This window comes from Paracoccus jeotgali, from assembly GCF_002865605.1.
GTDB classification, from domain to species: Bacteria; Pseudomonadota; Alphaproteobacteria; order Rhodobacterales; family Rhodobacteraceae; genus Paracoccus; species Paracoccus jeotgali.
Map to the genome: position 1 here is coordinate 378,966 of NZ_CP025583.1, position 16,181 is coordinate 395,146.

The 16,181-nt window shown below is 66.7% G+C and carries 15 protein-coding genes; 9 read left to right on the top strand and 6 right to left on the bottom strand.

The window, feature by feature from the left end:
* Positions 1–5 precede the first annotated feature (5 nt).
* From secD to CYR75_RS01960, 8 genes are read left to right on the top strand one after another with little or no spacing between them, the layout of a single operon-like run.
* Positions 6–1,670, top strand: a complete 1,665-nt coding sequence (gene secD / locus CYR75_RS01925; RefSeq protein WP_101498597.1) for a protein translocase subunit SecD — start codon at positions 6–8, stop codon at positions 1,668–1,670.
* Positions 1,671–1,679: 9 nt separating this feature from the next.
* Positions 1,680–2,654: a protein translocase subunit SecF gene (secF, locus tag CYR75_RS01930; protein WP_101498598.1), complete on the top strand. Its 975-nt coding sequence runs from the start codon at positions 1,680–1,682 to the stop codon at positions 2,652–2,654.
* A 2-nt stretch (positions 2,655–2,656) separates the two neighbouring features.
* Positions 2,657–3,013 carry an Mth938-like domain-containing protein gene (locus tag CYR75_RS01935; RefSeq protein ID WP_101498599.1) on the top strand — a complete coding sequence of 119 codons (357 nt, stop codon included), beginning with the start codon at positions 2,657–2,659 and terminating at the stop codon, positions 3,011–3,013.
* Entirely contained in the window at positions 3,010–3,642 is a 633-nt protein-coding gene (gene ccmA, locus CYR75_RS01940; protein WP_101498600.1) for a heme ABC exporter ATP-binding protein CcmA, read from the top strand. The genes CYR75_RS01935 and ccmA overlap by 4 nt, the downstream gene beginning before the upstream one ends.
* Positions 3,639–4,295 carry a heme exporter protein CcmB gene (gene ccmB, locus CYR75_RS01945; RefSeq protein WP_101498601.1) on the top strand — a complete coding sequence of 219 codons (657 nt, stop codon included), beginning with the start codon at positions 3,639–3,641 and terminating at the stop codon, positions 4,293–4,295. The genes ccmA and ccmB overlap by 4 nt, the downstream gene beginning before the upstream one ends.
* A gap of 39 nt (positions 4,296–4,334) precedes the next feature.
* A complete protein-coding gene (locus tag CYR75_RS01950) occupies positions 4,335–5,060 on the top strand; it encodes a heme ABC transporter permease (RefSeq protein WP_101498602.1) in 726 nt (241 codons plus the stop codon).
* Positions 5,057–5,221: a heme exporter protein CcmD gene (ccmD, locus tag CYR75_RS01955; RefSeq protein ID WP_101498603.1), complete on the top strand. Its 165-nt coding sequence runs from the start codon at positions 5,057–5,059 to the stop codon at positions 5,219–5,221. Before CYR75_RS01950 ends, ccmD begins: the two co-directional genes overlap by 4 nt.
* Entirely contained in the window at positions 5,211–5,750 is a 540-nt protein-coding gene (locus CYR75_RS01960) for a DsbE family thiol:disulfide interchange protein (protein WP_225972799.1), read from the top strand. Before ccmD ends, CYR75_RS01960 begins: the two co-directional genes overlap by 11 nt.
* A 6-nt stretch (positions 5,751–5,756) precedes the next feature.
* Here CYR75_RS01960 and CYR75_RS01965 read toward each other — a convergent pair whose 3' ends face one another.
* From CYR75_RS01965 to CYR75_RS01990, 6 genes are all read right to left on the bottom strand, one after another.
* Positions 5,757–8,141 carry an ATP-dependent helicase gene (locus tag CYR75_RS01965; RefSeq protein ID WP_101498604.1) on the bottom strand — a complete coding sequence of 795 codons (2,385 nt, stop codon included), beginning with the start codon at positions 8,139–8,141 and terminating at the stop codon, positions 5,757–5,759.
* 76 nt (positions 8,142–8,217) lie between these two features.
* Positions 8,218–9,216 carry a GTP cyclohydrolase FolE2 gene (gene folE2, locus CYR75_RS01970; RefSeq protein ID WP_225972902.1) on the bottom strand — a complete coding sequence of 333 codons (999 nt, stop codon included), beginning with the start codon at positions 9,214–9,216 and terminating at the stop codon, positions 8,218–8,220.
* A gap of 74 nt (positions 9,217–9,290) precedes the next feature.
* Positions 9,291–10,466, bottom strand: a complete 1,176-nt coding sequence (gene metZ, locus CYR75_RS01975; RefSeq protein WP_101498606.1) for an O-succinylhomoserine sulfhydrylase — start codon at positions 10,464–10,466, stop codon at positions 9,291–9,293.
* A 68-nt stretch (positions 10,467–10,534) separates the two neighbouring features.
* Positions 10,535–11,140 (bottom strand): inner membrane-spanning protein YciB, encoded by a 606-nt coding sequence (locus tag CYR75_RS01980; RefSeq protein WP_101498607.1) that lies wholly within the window; start codon positions 11,138–11,140, stop codon positions 10,535–10,537.
* Positions 11,141–11,160: 20 nt separating this feature from the next.
* Entirely contained in the window at positions 11,161–12,063 is a 903-nt protein-coding gene (locus CYR75_RS01985) for a DMT family transporter (RefSeq protein ID WP_101498608.1), read from the bottom strand.
* 57 nt (positions 12,064–12,120) lie between these two features.
* On the bottom strand, positions 12,121–13,122 hold the full coding sequence (locus CYR75_RS01990) for a DUF1223 domain-containing protein (RefSeq protein WP_101498609.1): 1,002 nt from the start codon (positions 13,120–13,122) through the stop codon (positions 12,121–12,123).
* Between the two features lie 228 nt (positions 13,123–13,350).
* On the opposite strand from CYR75_RS01990, the gene acnA reads away from it, so the two are divergent.
* Positions 13,351–16,119 (top strand): aconitate hydratase AcnA, encoded by a 2,769-nt coding sequence (acnA, locus tag CYR75_RS01995; RefSeq protein WP_101498610.1) that lies wholly within the window; start codon positions 13,351–13,353, stop codon positions 16,117–16,119.
* The last annotated feature ends 62 nt before the right edge of the window (positions 16,120–16,181 follow it).

Sequence of the window (16,181 nt, forward strand, 5' to 3'; positions counted from 1 at the left end):
AATTCATGCTGCACATCCCGCTTTGGAAGCGCGTCCTGATTCTGGCCGTCTTCGTCATCGGCCTGCTCTGGGCCGCGCCGAACCTGTTCTATGCAAGGGTCGAGGCGCATAACGACGCGCTGGTCGAGGCCGAAAAGGCGGGATTCGTCAGCGACGCCCAACAGGCCGCGATCAAGCTGTGGCCGAACTGGATGCCCAGCGGTCTGGTCAATCTGGGCCTCGATCTGCGCGGTGGCGCGCATCTGCTGGCCGAGGTCCATACCGAGGATGTGTACAAGGCGCGGATGAGCTCGCTGTGGCCGGAACTGCGCCGGGCGCTGGCCGATCAGCGCGAGGTGCTGGGCGCGGTCCGCCGGCTGCCCGGTCCCGCCGATCAATTGCAGGTCGAGATCGAGAACCCCGACCAGATGGCCAAGGCGGTCGAGATCGCCCGCAGCCTGTCGACGCCCGTGGTCACGCTGACCGGGGCAGGGCAGTCCGATCTGGCGATCTCTGCCTCGGGCAAGGTGCTGACGATCCAGCTTTCCGATGCCGAGAAAAGCGCCACCGACGACCGCACCATCCAGCAATCGCTGGAAATCGTGCGCCGCCGGGTGGACGAGGTCGGCACCCGCGAACCCACCATCCAGCGGCAGGGCGCCGACCGCATCCTGATCCAGGTGCCGGGGATCGGGTCCGCCGCCGAACTGAAAGAGCTGATCGGCACGACCGCGAAACTGACCTTCAACCCGGTCATCGGCCGCAGCAACGACGCCAATGCGCGGCCCGGCGTGGGCAATGTGCTGCTGCCCTCGCAGGACGAGCCGGGGGTCTATTACATCCTTGAAGACACCCCCGTCGTCAGCGGCGAGGAGTTGACCAACGCCCGCCCCAGCTTTGACCAGAACGGCCAGCCGGCGGTGGACTTCACCTTCAACCCGGCCGGCGCGCGCAAATTCGGGGCCTATACGGCGGCCAATATCGGCCAGCCCTTCGCCATCGTGCTGGATGACGAGGTGATCTCCGCCCCGGTCATCCGCGACGCGATCACCACCGGGTCGGGGCAGATCTCCGGCTCGATGGATGTCGCGGGATCGACCCAGCTGGCGGTTCTGCTGCGGGCAGGCGCCCTGCCGGCCGAGATGACCTTCCTGGAAGAGCGCACGATCGGCCCGGAACTGGGGCAGGACAGCATCGACGCCGGCCGCATCGCCTCGATCGTCGCGATCATCGCGGTGGTGGCCTATACCATCGCCAGCTATGGGCTGTTCGGGGTGTTCGCCTCGATCGCGGTGGTGACCAACGTGATCCTGCTGCTGGCCTGCATGTCGGCCATCGGGGCCACGCTGACCCTGCCGGGCATCGCGGGCATCGTGCTGACCGTGGGCACCGCCGTCGACGCCAACGTCATCATCTTTGAACGCATCCGCGAGGAATTGCGCCGCGGCCGCCGCGTCGCTGCCGCCATCGACAATGGTTTCCAAGAGGCCATGTCGGCGATCATCGACGCCAACGTGACCACCTTTATCGCCGGGCTGGTGATGTTCTTCATCGGCTCTGGCCCGGTCAAGGGCTTTGCCGTGACGCTGACCATCGGTCTGGTCACCTCGGTCTTTACGGCGATTTACCTGACCCGGTTGATGATTGTGGTGTGGTATGAATGGCGCAAGCCGAAGCAACTGGTTCTGTAAGGGGCACCCATGGCATTCCGTCTGAAGATCGTTCCCGACGTAACCAACTATAACTTCTTCCGCTGGCAGTCGCTGACCTTTGGCATCTCTGCGGTGGCGGTGACGATTTCGGTCGTGCTGCTGCTGACCATGGGGCTGAATTTCGGCATCGACTTCCGCGGCGGCACCACCATTCGCACCGAAAGCCCGACCGCCTTCGAAGTCAGCGATTACCGCACCGCGCTGAGCGATCTGGATCTGGGCGAGGTCTCGATCACCGAGGTCTTCGACCCCAGCTTCGGCGAGAACCGGCATGTGGCCCAGGTCCGCATCGGTGCGACCGAGGACACGCAGGCGATGACGCCCGAACAGATCGCCTCGGTCGAGGCGGCGCTGAAGACCGTCGATCCCGAGATCCGGTTTGCCGCCGTCGAATCGGTCGGGCCCAAGGTCTCGGGCGAACTGATACGGACCGCGATCTATGCGGTGGTGGCGGCCTCGGCGGGCATCCTGCTGTATATCTGGCTGCGCTTCGAATGGCAGTTCGCGGTCGGGGGCGTGGCGGCGATCGTCCATGACGTCGTGGTGACGATGGGGATTTTCTCGCTGCTGCAACTGCGCTTCGATCTGTCCACCATCGCGGCGCTGCTGACGATTCTGGGTTATTCCATCAACGATACCGTCGTCGTCTTCGACCGGCTGCGAGAGAACCTGATCAAGTTCAAGTCCATGCCGCTGATCGACGTCATGAACCTGTCGGTGAACGAGACGCTGTCGCGGACCGTGATGACCGCCGTGACCACCGCGCTGGCGCTGACCGCGCTGCTGGTGCTGGGCGGCGACGTGATCCGGGGCTTTGTCTTCGCGATGCTGTGGGGGGTGCTGATCGGAGCGTATTCGACCATGTATGTGGCCAAGAACATCGTGCTGTGGCTGGGCGTCAAGCGTGACTGGTCCAAGCCCGACCCCGACGCGCTGCCCGACCAGTTCACGACGCAGCCCTAGACATGAAACTGACCGAGGCCGCATATCCGTCGGGCCGGGTGCCGGTCGAAGGCTATGGGCCGGGATTTTTCCGCGTCGGCGGCACCGTGCATGAGGGCGGGATCATTCTGTCCGCGCGCGGGGTCAGCCCGTGGGCCGGGCCGCAGGACCGCGCCGCGCTGCTGGCGCTGGCCGATGATGCCGATGTGCTGCTGCTGGGCATGGGCGCGCAGATCGCGCTGCCGCCGGCCGAGTTGATTGCCGCACTGGCCGAAGGCGGGCTGATGGCCGAGGCGATGTCCTCGCCCTCGGCCGCACGCAGCTACAACGTGCTGCTCTCCGAAGGCCGGCGCGTGGCGGCGGCGCTGCTGCCGGTATGAGCCTGCTGTCCGTTGTCGATCTCGCCGTCGCCCGGGGCGGGCTGCGCACGGTCGAGGGCGTGTCCTTCACCGTCGACGCAGGCGCGGCGCTGATCCTGCGCGGCCCCAACGGCATCGGCAAGACGACGCTGCTGCGCTGCCTCGCGGGGCTGCAACCGCCGCTCGAGGGGCGGGTGATCGCAGCGCCGGACAGCATCGCCTATGCCGCCCATGCCGACGGGCTGAAGACGATGCTGAGCGTGGCCGAGAATCTGCGCTTCTGGGCGCGGGTCTTTGACCGGGACGAGATCGACGCGGCGCTGGAGGCGATGAACCTGCGCGATCTGGCCGAGCGCCCGGCAGGCGCGCTGTCGGCAGGGCAGAAGCGGCGGCTGGGGCTGGCGCGTCTGCTGGTCACCGGGCGCCCGGTCTGGCTGCTGGACGAACCGACGGTGTCGCTGGATGCGGATTCGGTCGCGCTGTTCGCGGCGGTTATTCGCGGCCATCTGGCGGCGGGCGGGGCGGCGGTCATGGCGACGCATATCGAACTCGCGCTGCCCGAGGCGGCGATCCTGGACCTTGGCGGCTATCGCGCCCGGCCGCGCGCCGCAGGGCTGCGGCCCGCCGGTTTCAACGAGGCCTTCGCATGACCGCGCTGCTGCTGCGCGACCTGCGGCTGGCCATCCGCGCCGGCGGCGGCTTCGGGCTGGGGCTGGCGTTTTTCCTGATCCTCTGCACGCTGGTGCCCTTTGGCGTCGGCTCGGACGGCGACATTCTGGGCCGCATCGCGCCGGGCATCCTGTGGGTGGGGGCGCTGCTGGCCTGCCTGCTGTCGCTGGACCGCATCTTTGCGCTGGATCACGAGGACGGCTCGCTGGACCTGCTGGCGACCGCCCCCATCCCGCTCGAGGGCGCGGTCGCGGCCAAGGCGGGCGCGCATTGGCTGACCACCGGTCTGCCGCTGGTCGTCGCTGCGCCGCTTTTCGGGCTGCTGCTGCATCTGCCGCTGCAGGCGGTGCCGAACCTGCTGATCTCGCTGCTGATCGGCACGCCCGCGCTGTCGATGCTGGGTGCCTTCGGGGCCGCGATCACGGTCGGGCTGCGGCGCGGCGGGCTGCTGCTGTCGCTGCTGGTCCTGCCCTTGTATGTGCCGACGCTGATCTTCGGGGCCGAGGCCGTGCGGCGCGGCGCGGCCGGGATGGACGCCACCACGCCGCTGATCTTTCAGGCCGCGATTTCGCTGTCGACGCTGGCGCTGATCCCCTTTGCCGCCGCTGCGGCATTACGTATCAATCTGCGCTGACCCCTTCACCCGCCGCCCGCCAACAGCTAGGAACGCGTCATGTCGATCTGGGAATATGCAAACCCCGTCAAGTTCATGCGCCTGTCGGGCGCGGTGCTGCCGTGGCTGGTCCCGCTGGCGGCGATCTGCCTGCTGGGCGGCTTGATCTGGGGCTATTCGACGCCGCCCGATTACCGGCAGGGCGCCTCGGTCAAGATCATGTTCCTGCATGTGCCGTCGGCCATGATGGCGATCAACATCTGGATCATGATGCTGGTCGCCTCGCTGATCTGGATCATCCGCCGCCACCATGTCAGCGCACTGGCCGCCAAGGCCGCGGCCCCCATCGGCGCGGTGATGACGCTGATCGCGCTGGTGACGGGCGCGGCCTGGGGGCAGCCCACCTGGGGGACGTGGTGGGAATGGGACCCGCGTCTGACCTCGTTTCTGGTGCTGTTCCTGTTCTATCTGGGCTATATCGCGCTGTGGGAGGCGGTCGAGAACCCTGACAGCGCCGCCGATCTGACCGGGGTGCTGTGCCTTGTCGGTTCGGTCTTTGCGCTGCTGTCGCGCTATGCGGCGCATTTCTGGACGCAGGGGCTGCATCAGGGCTCGTCGCTGTCCGTCGCCCCGGGAGAGCGGATGAGCGCGGTCTATCGCTACCCGCTTTACGTCTGCATGATCGGGTTTTTCCTGCTGTTCCTGATCCTGCTGCTGGTCCGCACCCGGACCGAGATCCGCATTCGCCGCACCGCCGCCCTGCAAGCCCGCGAGGCCCGCCCATGATGGAACTTGGCAAATACACGCAATCGGTGCTGACCGCTTACGGCGTGTCGGTCGTGGCCATTGTCGGGCTGATCGTGCAAAGCCTGTGGCGCAATGCCCGCGCCCGCGCGGCGCTGAACCGGCAGGAACAATCGACGAAAGGGGGTCGCGATGCGCGTTAAGCCGCTGATGCTGCTGCCGCCGGTGCTGTTTCTGGCGCTGGCGCTGACCTTCTGGTGGGGGATGCAGCGCGAGGACCCGAACAACCTGCCCTCGACCATGATCGGGCGCGAAGCGCCGAGCCTGCCCGAAACCGCGCTGAACGACAACGAACTGCTGACCGCCGAGATGCTGCGCCAGCCGGGCGTCAAGCTGGTCAATTTCTGGGCCAGCTGGTGCCCGCCCTGCCGGGCCGAGCATCCGACGCTGATGGCGCTGGCCCGCGACATGCCGGTCTACGGCGTCGATCTGAAGGACAATCCCGACGACGCGCAGCGCTTTCTGGACAAGGACGGCAACCCCTATGCCGCGATCGCCGCCGATCCGCGTGGTCGCGCCGCGATCGACTGGGGCGTGACCGCCCCGCCCGAGACCTTCATCATCGACGGCAAGGGCCGCATCCTGCACCGCCATGCCGGCCCGCTGATCCGCGAGGATTACACCAACCGCTTCCTGCCCGAGCTGCAAAAGGCGCTGGCCGCCGAGAAGTGACGCCGCCTAGAACGGCACGTCATCCACGCCGCCCGCGGGCTGGACATAGCCGGCCTTGACGTTCTTGAAGCCGGCCTCGAACTGGATCGTCAGCGTATCCTCGGCAATGCCCATGATCGTGCCATCGCCGAACTTGGCGTGGGTCACGGTGTCGCCGACGCTGAATCCCACCGCCTCGGCATCGATGACCACGGCGGCCGGCGTCCGCGGCTTGGCCCGCTGATCCCCGCGCGAGGCCATGCGCTTCCAGCCGGGCGAGTTATAGACATCCGCCGTCGCCGCCCGGTCCTGCATCGCCGCGCCGAAATCGGCGCCGCCCATCATCGCCGCCGCCCCGAAGCCCTGCCCGTAAAGGCCGGGCGCGGTCAGCACCTCGACATGTTCCTCGGGCAGTTCATCGACGAAACGCGACGGCAGCGAGCTTTGCCACTGCCCATACATCCGCCGGTTTCCGGCAAAGCTGATCGTGGCCAGCGTCTCGGCCCGGGTCAGGCCGACATAGGCAAGGCGGCGCTCTTCCTCGAGGCCCTTCATGCCCGATTCGTCCATGCTGCGCTGGCTGGGGAACAGCCCGTCCTCCCACCCCGGCAGGAAGACGATGGGGTATTCCAGCCCCTTGGCGGCGTGCAGGGTCATGATGCTGACCGCGTCCTGCGCCTCGTCATTGTCGCGGTCCATGACCAGCGCCACATGTTCCAGAAAGCCCTGCAGATTGTCGAATTCCTCAAGCGCCTTGACCAGTTCCTTGAGGTTTTCCAGCCGGCCCGGCGCTTCGGGCGATTTGTCGTTCTGCCACATCGCGGTATAGCCGGTCTCGTCCAGAATCCGCTCGGCCAGTTCGACATGGTTGACGCGGCTGTCCAGCACATCGGCGTGGAACCGGCCCATCGCATCGACGAATTCGCGCAGCTTCGCCGCCCCCTTGCCGCCCAGCAAGGCGTTGGCGACCACCGACTGCGCGCCGATCAGCAGGGGCTGGCCCAACTGCCGCGCCTCGGTCTGGATGGTCTGCACGGCCTTGTCGCCAAGGCCGCGCTTGGGCGTGTTGACGATGCGTTCAAAGGCCAGATCGTCGGTGGGCGAGACGGCCAGCCGGAAATAGGCCATGGCGTCGCGGATTTCCTGCCGCTCGTAGAAGCGCGGGCCGCCGATGACGCGATAGGGCAGGCCGATGGTCAGGAAACGGTCCTCGAAGGCGCGCATCTGGTGGCTGGCGCGGACCAGGATGGCGATGTCGTTCAGCTCTCGCCGGCCGATGCTGCGGCGGGTGCCGGCGTGGAAATCCTCGATCTCTTCGCCGATCCAGCGGGCCTCGGCCTCGCTGTCCCAATGCCCGATCAGCCGCACCGGGTGCCCGGCCTCGGCCTCGGTCCACAGGGTCTTGCCCAGCCGGCCCTTGTTGGCCGCGATCAGCCCCGAGGCCGCGCCCAGGATCTGCGGGGTCGAGCGGTAGTTCTGTTCCAGCCGGATCACCTGCGCGCCCGGAAAATCGCTTTCAAAGCGCAGGATGTTGCCCACCTCGGCCCCGCGCCAGCCATAGATCGACTGGTCGTCATCGCCCACGCAGCAGATGTTGCGGTGCCCCTGCGCCAGTAGCCGCAGCCACAGATATTGGGCGACGTTGGTGTCCTGATATTCGTCGACGAGGATATAGCGGAAGCGGTCCTGCCACAGTTTCAGGATGTCGGGATGGGCCTGGAACAGCGTCACGCAATGCAGCAGCAGATCGCCGAAATCGACGGCGTTCAGCTCCAGCAGGCGGCGCTGATAGGCGCGGTACAGCGCCACCCCGCGGCTGTCGAAAGCGGCGCTGTCGGCGCGCGGCACCCGATCGGGCGTCAGCGCGCTGTTCTTCCAGCCGTCGATCAGCCCGGCAAGCTGTCGCGCGGGCCAGCGCTTTTCGTCGATATTCTCGGCCTGGATCAGCTGCCGCAGCAGGCGCAGCTGGTCATCGGTGTCGAGGATGGTGAAGCTGGGTTTCAGATGCAGGTGATCGGCGCCGATCAGTTCGGCATGGCGGCGCAGGATCTTGACGCTGATCGAGTGGAAGGTGCCCAGCCACGGCATCCCCTCGACCGTCTCGCCCAGCAGCCGCGCGATGCGTTCGCGCATCTCGCGCGCGGCCTTGTTGGTGAAGGTGACGGCCAGGATCTGGCGCGGCGCGGCGCGGCCGGTGGCGATCAGATGGGCGATTCGCGTGGTCAGCGCCCGCGTCTTGCCGGTCCCGGCCCCGGCCAGCATCAGCACCGGCCCGTCCAGATGTTCGACCGCCCGCCGCTGCGGCGCGTTCAGCCCGTCCATATAGGGCAGGTTCTGCATGGTCACGCCCATGGCGCGCTGCGAGAGGCTGGGCTTGCGTTCGGCCAGCTCGAAGGGATCGTCGTCACTCATGCCGCGATCCTAGCGCCGAATTGCGGCGCGCAAAAGGGGTTGTTCCATGATTGTTCTATAGTTGCTTAACACCCGCCTAGGCCCGGTGCTGCAGACCCGAGAACAGCGCCGGATCAAGACTGTCGCTGGCGAATGTCGGCCCCTGCACCAGCATGCTGACAGCGTCGTGGGAATGCAGCGATTCCTGATGGCTGGCCATGACCCGGAAATCGCCGATGCGGGGATCGGACAGCAGTTGTTCGGCGAAGCTGCGGACCGCATCCTCGACAAAGACCGGGTTGGCGGCGTTCAGTTCCGCAAAGGCCTGCTCGTCCTCGCGCTTGACCATGACCTGCGTTTCGGTCGGCACGGCGCGGCGGCAGAGGTCGATCATGTCCTCGAACCACAGCCGTTCGCCGGGCTGCATCACCACCGACAGCCGCGCCACCGAGCGCTGCGAATGTGGCGTCGCGAGCCGGCCCCGGCCCTGGCGGGCATGTTCGGCCAGCTCCAGCGAGCAGGGGCAGGTCGAGGAATAGACGTAATCGACATGCATGATGCGCCGCTGCCGGCCCTGATGTTCGATCAGCTCCAGCGCGATGTCGTAATACTGCCAGCCAGACAGGCCCGAGCGCAGCGACGAGACCCGGATCGGATAGGAGAACCGCATCTGGATGCGCGCATCCATGCTGTCGAGATCCTGTTTGTAATCGTCCAGCGCGGCGGCCAGCACCTCGATGCTGAAATGCTTGTCGGAATGGGTGTAGAAGCTGCGCATGATCCGCGACATGTTGATGCCCTTGCGGTCGGCCTCCAGGCTGACGGTGCCGGTGACGCTGGTTTCCAGCGTGACCTCGCCCCCGTCCTTGGTCCGATAGCGGATCGGCAGGCGGAAATTCGAGATCCCGACATGCTGGATGGCGACATTCGCGCCCACGATCAGGCTCGCCGGACCGTTCTGCAGGTCGGGCATGCTGGCGCGGTAGGCCGCGTCCACCGTGAAATCGGCATCATAGCTGCGGTCGAGGACCGGATAGGCAGTCGGGCTGAGCGGCGAGTTCAAGGCATGCTCCTGTTCTGGCGGCCTGGCACCGATATAGGCGGTTCCGCCGAAAACGAAAGGGCGAGGGGGCTTTAGCCGGCGGACAGCCGCCCGCCCGCCGCTGGCGGTCAGTCCAGGGCCTGCCGCAGATCCGCGATCAGGTCGTCGGGATGTTCCAGCCCGACCGACAGCCGGATCAGCCCCGGCGTGATGCCCAGCCGGGCGCGGTCTTCCTCGGACAGGCGCTGATGGGTGGTGGTCGCGGGATGGGTGACGATGCTTTTCGCGTCGCCCAGATTGTTCGAGATCAGGATCAGCCGCAGCCGATCCAGCATCCGGAACGCGCCGTCCTGACCGCCTGCCACCTCGAGCGCCAGCATGGTGCCGCCCTCGGCCATCTGCCGGACCGCCAGATCGTGCTGAGGGTGATCGGTCAGGCCGGGATAGATCACGCGGGTCAGGCCGGGATGGGATTGCAGCGCCGTGGCAATGGCCAGCGCGCTGCGCGACATCTCGCGCACGCGCAGGTCCAGCGTGGTCAGGCCGGTCAGCAGCAGCCAGCTGTTGAACGGGCTGATCGCCCCGCCGGAATGCTTGACGTAAGGCTCGACCGTCTCGCGGATGAACTGGCGCGTGCCGCAGATGACGCCGCCCAGACCGCGCCCGGCACCGTCCATGTGCTTGGTCGTGGAATAGATCACCACATCGGCGCCCTGCGCTGCGGCCTGCGAAAAGACCGGCGTGGCAAAGACGTTGTCCACCATCACGATGGCGTCATGGGCGTGGGCGATGCGGGCGACCGCCTGAATGTCGATGATCTCGAGCGTCGGGTTCGAGACGGATTCGAAGAACACCGCCGTCGTGCCGGGGCGGACGGCGCGGCGCCACTGGTCCAGATCGGTGCCGTCGACCAGCGTGACCTCGACCCCGAAACGGGTCAGCAGGTCCAGCAGATACAGGTTCGACCCGAACAGCGCCCGCGCCGCGACGATGTGGCTGCCGGCGCGGCAGACCGACATCAGCGCGCCATTGACCGCCGACATGCCGGAATTGGTGGCGAAGGCGTCCTCGGTCCCTTCCAACGCCGCGATGCGGTCCTCGAACATGCGGTTGGTGGGGTTGCCATAGCGGGCATAGATGAACTCGTCCGGGCCGGATTTCTGGAAGCGGGCGGCGGCTTGCTCGGCGCTGTCATAGACAAAGCCCTGGGTCATGAACATCGCCTCGGCCATCTCGCCATACTGGCTGCGGCGGGTGCCGGCGTGGATGGCGAGGCTGCGCTTATGCAGGGGACGTTCGGTCATGATCGGGCCTGTCTGCTGGGGCTTTCGCGTTACGCCCGGCCGGGCGGAATTTCAAGCGCCCGCCGCGCCTAGTCCTGCCGGTCGGTGCCGTAATGCGAGAACAGCCGGGCATTGGCCATGAAGAAGACGAACATGATGATCGGCAGGCCGAAGGTCTTGAAGTTGACCCAGGCGGTGTCGGTCATCGTCCGCCACACCACCTCGTTCGCGACGGCGAGGCCCAGAAACAGCAGCGCCAGCCGCTGCGTCAGCTTCATCCAGCCCTCGTGGCGCATCGGCAGCACCTCGCCCATCACCAGTTCCAGCCAGTTGCGCCGCAGGGCGAGGCCAAGGCCAAGGATGCCGGCGAAGATCGCATAGATGAAGGTGGGCTTCATCTTGAAGAACCGCTCGTCATTCAGCCAGACGGTCAGCCCGCCGAAGGTGACCACCAGCACCAGCGTCAGCAGTTGCATCACCGACAGCTTGCCGGTCAGCCGCCACATCAGCAGGTTCGACAGCGCCAGCACCGGCACGAAGACCATCGTCGCCACGATGAAGCCGCCATATTCGCGCCCGCCCAGCGTCACCATCCGGTCGCGCATGACCATGAAGGCCAGGAAGAACACGATCAGCGGCCCATATTCGAGCGCGATCTTCAGGCCGGGCGACAGGGGTTTGGGGGTTTGAGGCATCGGGTCTTTCGCTTTCTGGGCTAGTGGGCGCCGAATTCCATGATGACGGCCCCCGCGGCGATCAGCGCCATCAGCGCGGCACGGCGCGGCCCCACCTTTTCGCCCAGCACGAGCCAGCCGACAAGGGCCGCGAAGACGGTCGAGGTCTCGCGCAGCACAGCGGCGCGTCCGACCTCGTCGATGCGGGTGGCGAGCATGATCGAGCCGAAGCTGGCAAACGCCACCACCGCGCCGATGATCCCGCGCAGGGCCAGGCCGCGCCACTCCGCCATCGGCAGGGCGCGCAGGCGGTGGCGGGCCAGGATCGGCATGAACAGCCCGTCGAACAGGAAGAACCAGACGAGGAAGGTGAACGGGTCCTGCGCCTGCCGGATGCCCCAGGCGTCAAAGGTCGTATAGCCGGCGACGAACACGCCGGTCAGCACCGCCCAGCCAAGCGCCGGCACCAGCGTCGCCCGCCCGGTTTCCAGCTTGCGATAGTTGTAGACGCCAAGCCCAAGAATGCCCGCCACTAGCGTCGCCACGCCCAGCCATTGCGTCAGGTTGTAACGCTCGCCAAAGACCACACCCGCCGCCAGCACCGTGACCAGCGGCCCGGTGCCGCGCACGACCGGATAGACCACGGTATAGGCGCCGCGCTGATAGGTCTGCGCCTGCGACCATTTATAGGCCATGTGAATCGCCATGACGCCCAGAAAGATCGGCCACAGCGCCGGTTCCGGCCAGGGCACGACGAACAGCGCCAGCGGCAAGGCCAGCACCAGCACCGAGATGTCGATCGCCGCCCGGCTGATCCAGGGATCGTGGCGGCCCTTTTGCAGCGCGCCGAAGATCGCGTGCAGCACCGCCGCCGACAGGGCCAGCATCGAGGCGATGCGCGCGCCTTCGGGGGTGCCGGCGATGCTGTTGATCCATTCGGTCATCCGCGCTTCATAGCCCGACGGCGCGCGGGGTCCAGCCTTGAACGCGGCGCGGTCTGGTCAGTCGAGGATCAGCGCCGCGAAGATCTCGCCCGGATGGTTGCCATGCATCTGCTGGACCAGCAGCGCGTGGCGCGTGTCCTCGGGCAGGTCGCCGGCCGCACCCGCCCCCAGCGTCACCCGCAACCGCAGCGGCGCCTTGCCGTTCCAGCTGGCCAGCACCTCGCTGGCAGCGACGACGTTGCGCAGCTTCAGATGCCGGCCGCGATTCTCGCCCGCGGTGACCAGCACCTCGCGCCGGGGGACGAATCGGACCAGCTGCACGACCATGCCGGCGGGCAGGGGGCCGCGGGGGGTCAACTCCATCGCCAGCTGCGCGCCGTCCTGCTGGCGGGTGATGGTCAGGCGGTCGGGTTCGGCCAGATCGTGCTTGACCGCGCGCATCACCTCGGCCGGGGCCGGGCGGGCGATGGCGGTCTTCCCGCCGATGACGAATTGCGGCGTGAACAGCGACCGCGCCCCGCGCAGCAGGTTATAGCCGCGCTGCCGGGCGCTGAACTCCGGCCGGGCCAGATCGTCCGGCCAGCCGAGGTAATCCCAGTAATCGACATGCCAGCTGAGGGCGAGGACATCGCTGCGCTGCGCTAAATCGGACAGCATGTCCTCGGCCGCGACGCAATCGGCGCAGCCCTGCGCGGTGAACAGTTCGACCACCACGGGCGAGGGGATATGCGGCCCGGCCCGGTCGCGGCTGCGCGTGGCGCGTTCGCCGCCAGTCGTGGCGCGGGCGGGATCGGGCGCACCCTCGCTGCGGGGGGCGGGCGTGGTCTCGGCAGCCTCGGGCGGGGTCTCTGCGTGCTCGCGCAGTTCGGTCATGCCGATGGCGTCGAGGACCGCGTTCACATCCTCCATCACCTCGCCCATATCGACCTGCGCCACGCGGTCATGGCTGTCCTCGGCCGCGACATGCGACGCATCGCCCGCGACCGGATCGGCGTGGACGGCAGGGGCCAACAGCGAAAGGCCAAGCAGGATGAGGGCAAGATGTCTGATGTTCGGCATCCCGGAATGTCTGACAACGGATCGGTTGATACGGGATCGGGCCGGGAAACCCAAATCAAGGCCGCGTGACGGGCCGATGCGGCAATGGGCGTTGCTCTTGCGCCACAAGGCCGGTTGCGGTATACGTTCGCATACAAAGCGTGGCCCTCCCCCTTGAAAGGGTGGCCCGAATGGGGCATCTGGTCCCCGACGCCCCGCCATACCCATCCAACCGACAGGGAGGCCCCTATGCCCATCGTAACCGGAACCGACAACGCCAAGACGCGCCGCAGCCTGAGCGCCGCCGGTCAGAGCGTGGACTATTATTCGATCCCCGCCGCGACCGAAGCCGGTCTTGGCGATTTCTCGAAGCTGCCCGCCTCGCTGAAGGTGGTGCTTGAGAACATGCTGCGTTTCGAGGATGGCGGCCGCACCGTTTCCGTCGATGACATCAACGCATTCGCCGAATGGGCGCAGAATGGCGGCCGCAACCCGCGCGAGATCGCCTATCGTCCGGCCCGCGTGCTGATGCAGGACTTCACCGGCGTCCCGGCGGTGGTCGATCTGGCGGCGATGCGCGACGGCATCATGGCGCTGGGCGGCGACCCGCAGATGATCAACCCGCTGAACCCGGTCGATCTGGTCATCGACCACTCGGTCATGGTCGATGAATTCGGCACGCCGCGCGCCTTCCAGTTCAACGTCGAGCGGGAATACGAGCGCAATATCGAACGCTACACCTTCCTGAAATGGGGGCAAAGCGCCTTCAACAACTTCCGCGTGGTGCCGCCCGGCACCGGCATCTGCCATCAGGTGAACCTGGAATATCTGGCCCAGACCGTCTGGACCGACGAGGATCAGACCGGCAAGCAGGTGGCTTACCCCGACACGCTGGTCGGCACCGACAGCCACACCACCATGGTCAACGGTCTGGCCGTTCTGGGCTGGGGCGTCGGCGGGATCGAGGCCGAGGCCGCGATGCTGGGTCAGCCGATCTCGATGCTGATCCCCGAGGTCGTCGGCTTCAAGATCAGCGGCGCGCTGCGCGAGGGCGTCACCGCCACCGACCTGGTGCTGAAGGTCGTCCAGATGCTGCGCCAGCACGGCGTCGTCGGCAAGTTCGTCGAGTTCTACGGCGAGGGTCTTGACCACATGCCGCTGCCCGATCGCGCCACCATCGCCAACATGGCCCCGGAATACGGCGCCACCTGCGGCTTCTTCCCCGTCGATGACGAGACCCTGCGCTATCTGCGCCAGACCGGCCGGGACGAGGACCGCATCGCGCTGGTCGAAGCCTATGCCAAGGCCAACGGCATGTGGCGCGACAAGGATTATGCGCCGGTCTATACCTCGACGCTGGAACTCGACCAGTCGAGCGTCGTGCCCGCGATCTCGGGCCCGTCGCGCCCGCAGGATCACGTCGCGCTGACCGAGGCGGCGTATGAGTTCAGCAAATACGTCTCGGGCGACCGCGAACTGCCCGAACCCTCGCGCACCGAACGCAAGGTGTGGAAGGCCGAAGGCGGCGCACCGGCGCCGGACCATCTGCCCGGTCACCTGAACGGCTTCAAGGAAGCGGCCGTCGAGGGCGAGAACTACAAGCTGCATGACGGCTCGGTCGTGATCGCGGCGATCACGTCCTGCACCAACACCTCGAACCCCTATGTGATGATGGCGGCGGGTCTGGTGGCGCGCAAGGCGCGTGCGCTGGGCGTCACCCGCAAGCCCTGGGTCAAAAGCTCGCTGGCCCCCGGTTCGCAGGTGGTCGAGGCCTATCTGAACGCCGCCGGCCTGCAAGAGGATCTGGACGCGCTGGGCTTTGATCTGGTCGGCTTCGGCTGCACCACCTGCATCGGCAACTCGGGTCCGCTGGAACCGGCGATCTCGAAGGCGATCAACGACAACGACCTGATCGCGACCGCCGTGCTGTCCGGCAACCGCAACTTTGAAGGGCGGATCAGCCCCGATGTGCGCGCCAACTATCTGGCCAGCCCGCCCCTGGTCGTGGCCTATGCCATCGCCGGCGACATGAACATCGACGTGACCAAGGACCCGCTGGCCTTCACCGACGAAGGCAAGCCGGTCTATCTGAAGGACATCTGGCCGACCTCGAAAGAGGTCTCGGACATGGTCGAAAGCGTCGTCACGCGCGAGATGTTCCAAGAGAAATACGCCGACGTCTTCAAGGGCGACGAGCGTTGGCAGGCGGTCGAGACCACCGACAGCGAGGTCTATGACTGGCCGGCCAGTTCGACCTATATCCAGAACCCGCCCTATTTCCAGAACATGTCCAAAGAGCCGGGCGTGATCGAGGACATCAAGGGCGCGCGGGTGCTGGCGATGCTGGGCGACATGATCACCACCGACCACATCAGCCCCGCCGGTTCCTTCAAGCCGACCACGCCGGCCGGGAAATACCTGATCGAACGTCAGGTCGCGCCCAAGGATTTCAACAGCTATGGCTCGCGCCGTGGCAACCACGAGATCATGATGCGCGGCACCTTCGCCAATATCCGCATCCGCAACGAGATGCTGGACGGGGTCGAGGGCGGCTATACCAAGGGTCCGGATGGCGAGCAGCTGCCGATCTATGACGCGGCGATGCAGTATCAGGCGCAGGGCACCCCCACCGTCGTCGTCGGCGGCAAGGAATACGGCGCCGGTTCGTCGCGCGACTGGGCGGCCAAGGGCACCAACCTGCTGGGCATCAAGGCGGTCATCGCCGAAAGCTTCGAGCGTATCCACCGCTCGAACCTGATCGGGATGGGCGTCATCCCGTTCGAGTTCACCGGCGGCGACACCCGCAAATCGCTGAACCTCAGCGGCGACGAGGAAATCACCATCGAGGGTCTGGCCGATGTGCAGCCCCTTCAGGTGGTCGATGCGACGGTGAAATACCCCGACGGGACCGAGCATGTCATCAAGCTGAAGGCGCGGATCGATACCGAGGTCGAGATCGACTACCTCAAGAACGGCGGCGTGCTGCATTACGTGCTGCGCAACCTCGCCGCGGCCTGATCGCCGTCACAGCCTGAACCGAAAACCCCCGACCGCAAGGCCGGGGGTTTTTTCATGTCAGC

Coding starts and splice junctions, on each gene's coding strand:
- CYR75_RS01950 (WP_101498602.1), top strand. CDS start 4,335: ATGTCGATCTGGGAATATGCAAACCCCGTCAAGTTCATGCGCCTGTCG.
- CYR75_RS01960 (WP_225972799.1), top strand. CDS start 5,211: ATGCGCGTTAAGCCGCTGATGCTGCTGCCGCCGGTGCTGTTTCTGGCG.
- ccmD (WP_101498603.1), top strand. CDS start 5,057: ATGATGGAACTTGGCAAATACACGCAATCGGTGCTGACCGCTTACGGC.
- ccmB (WP_101498601.1), top strand. CDS start 3,639: ATGACCGCGCTGCTGCTGCGCGACCTGCGGCTGGCCATCCGCGCCGGC.
- CYR75_RS01935 (WP_101498599.1), top strand. CDS start 2,657: ATGAAACTGACCGAGGCCGCATATCCGTCGGGCCGGGTGCCGGTCGAA.
- secD (WP_101498597.1), top strand. CDS start 6: ATGCTGCACATCCCGCTTTGGAAGCGCGTCCTGATTCTGGCCGTCTTC.
- CYR75_RS01965 (WP_101498604.1), bottom strand. CDS start 8,141: ATGAGTGACGACGATCCCTTCGAGCTGGCCGAACGCAAGCCCAGCCTC.
- secF (WP_101498598.1), top strand. CDS start 1,680: ATGGCATTCCGTCTGAAGATCGTTCCCGACGTAACCAACTATAACTTC.
- CYR75_RS01985 (WP_101498608.1), bottom strand. CDS start 12,063: ATGACCGAATGGATCAACAGCATCGCCGGCACCCCCGAAGGCGCGCGC.
- CYR75_RS01990 (WP_101498609.1), bottom strand. CDS start 13,122: ATGCCGAACATCAGACATCTTGCCCTCATCCTGCTTGGCCTTTCGCTG.
- ccmA (WP_101498600.1), top strand. CDS start 3,010: ATGAGCCTGCTGTCCGTTGTCGATCTCGCCGTCGCCCGGGGCGGGCTG.
- CYR75_RS01980 (WP_101498607.1), bottom strand. CDS start 11,140: ATGCCTCAAACCCCCAAACCCCTGTCGCCCGGCCTGAAGATCGCGCTC.
- acnA (WP_101498610.1), top strand. CDS start 13,351: ATGCCCATCGTAACCGGAACCGACAACGCCAAGACGCGCCGCAGCCTG.
- metZ (WP_101498606.1), bottom strand. CDS start 10,466: ATGACCGAACGTCCCCTGCATAAGCGCAGCCTCGCCATCCACGCCGGC.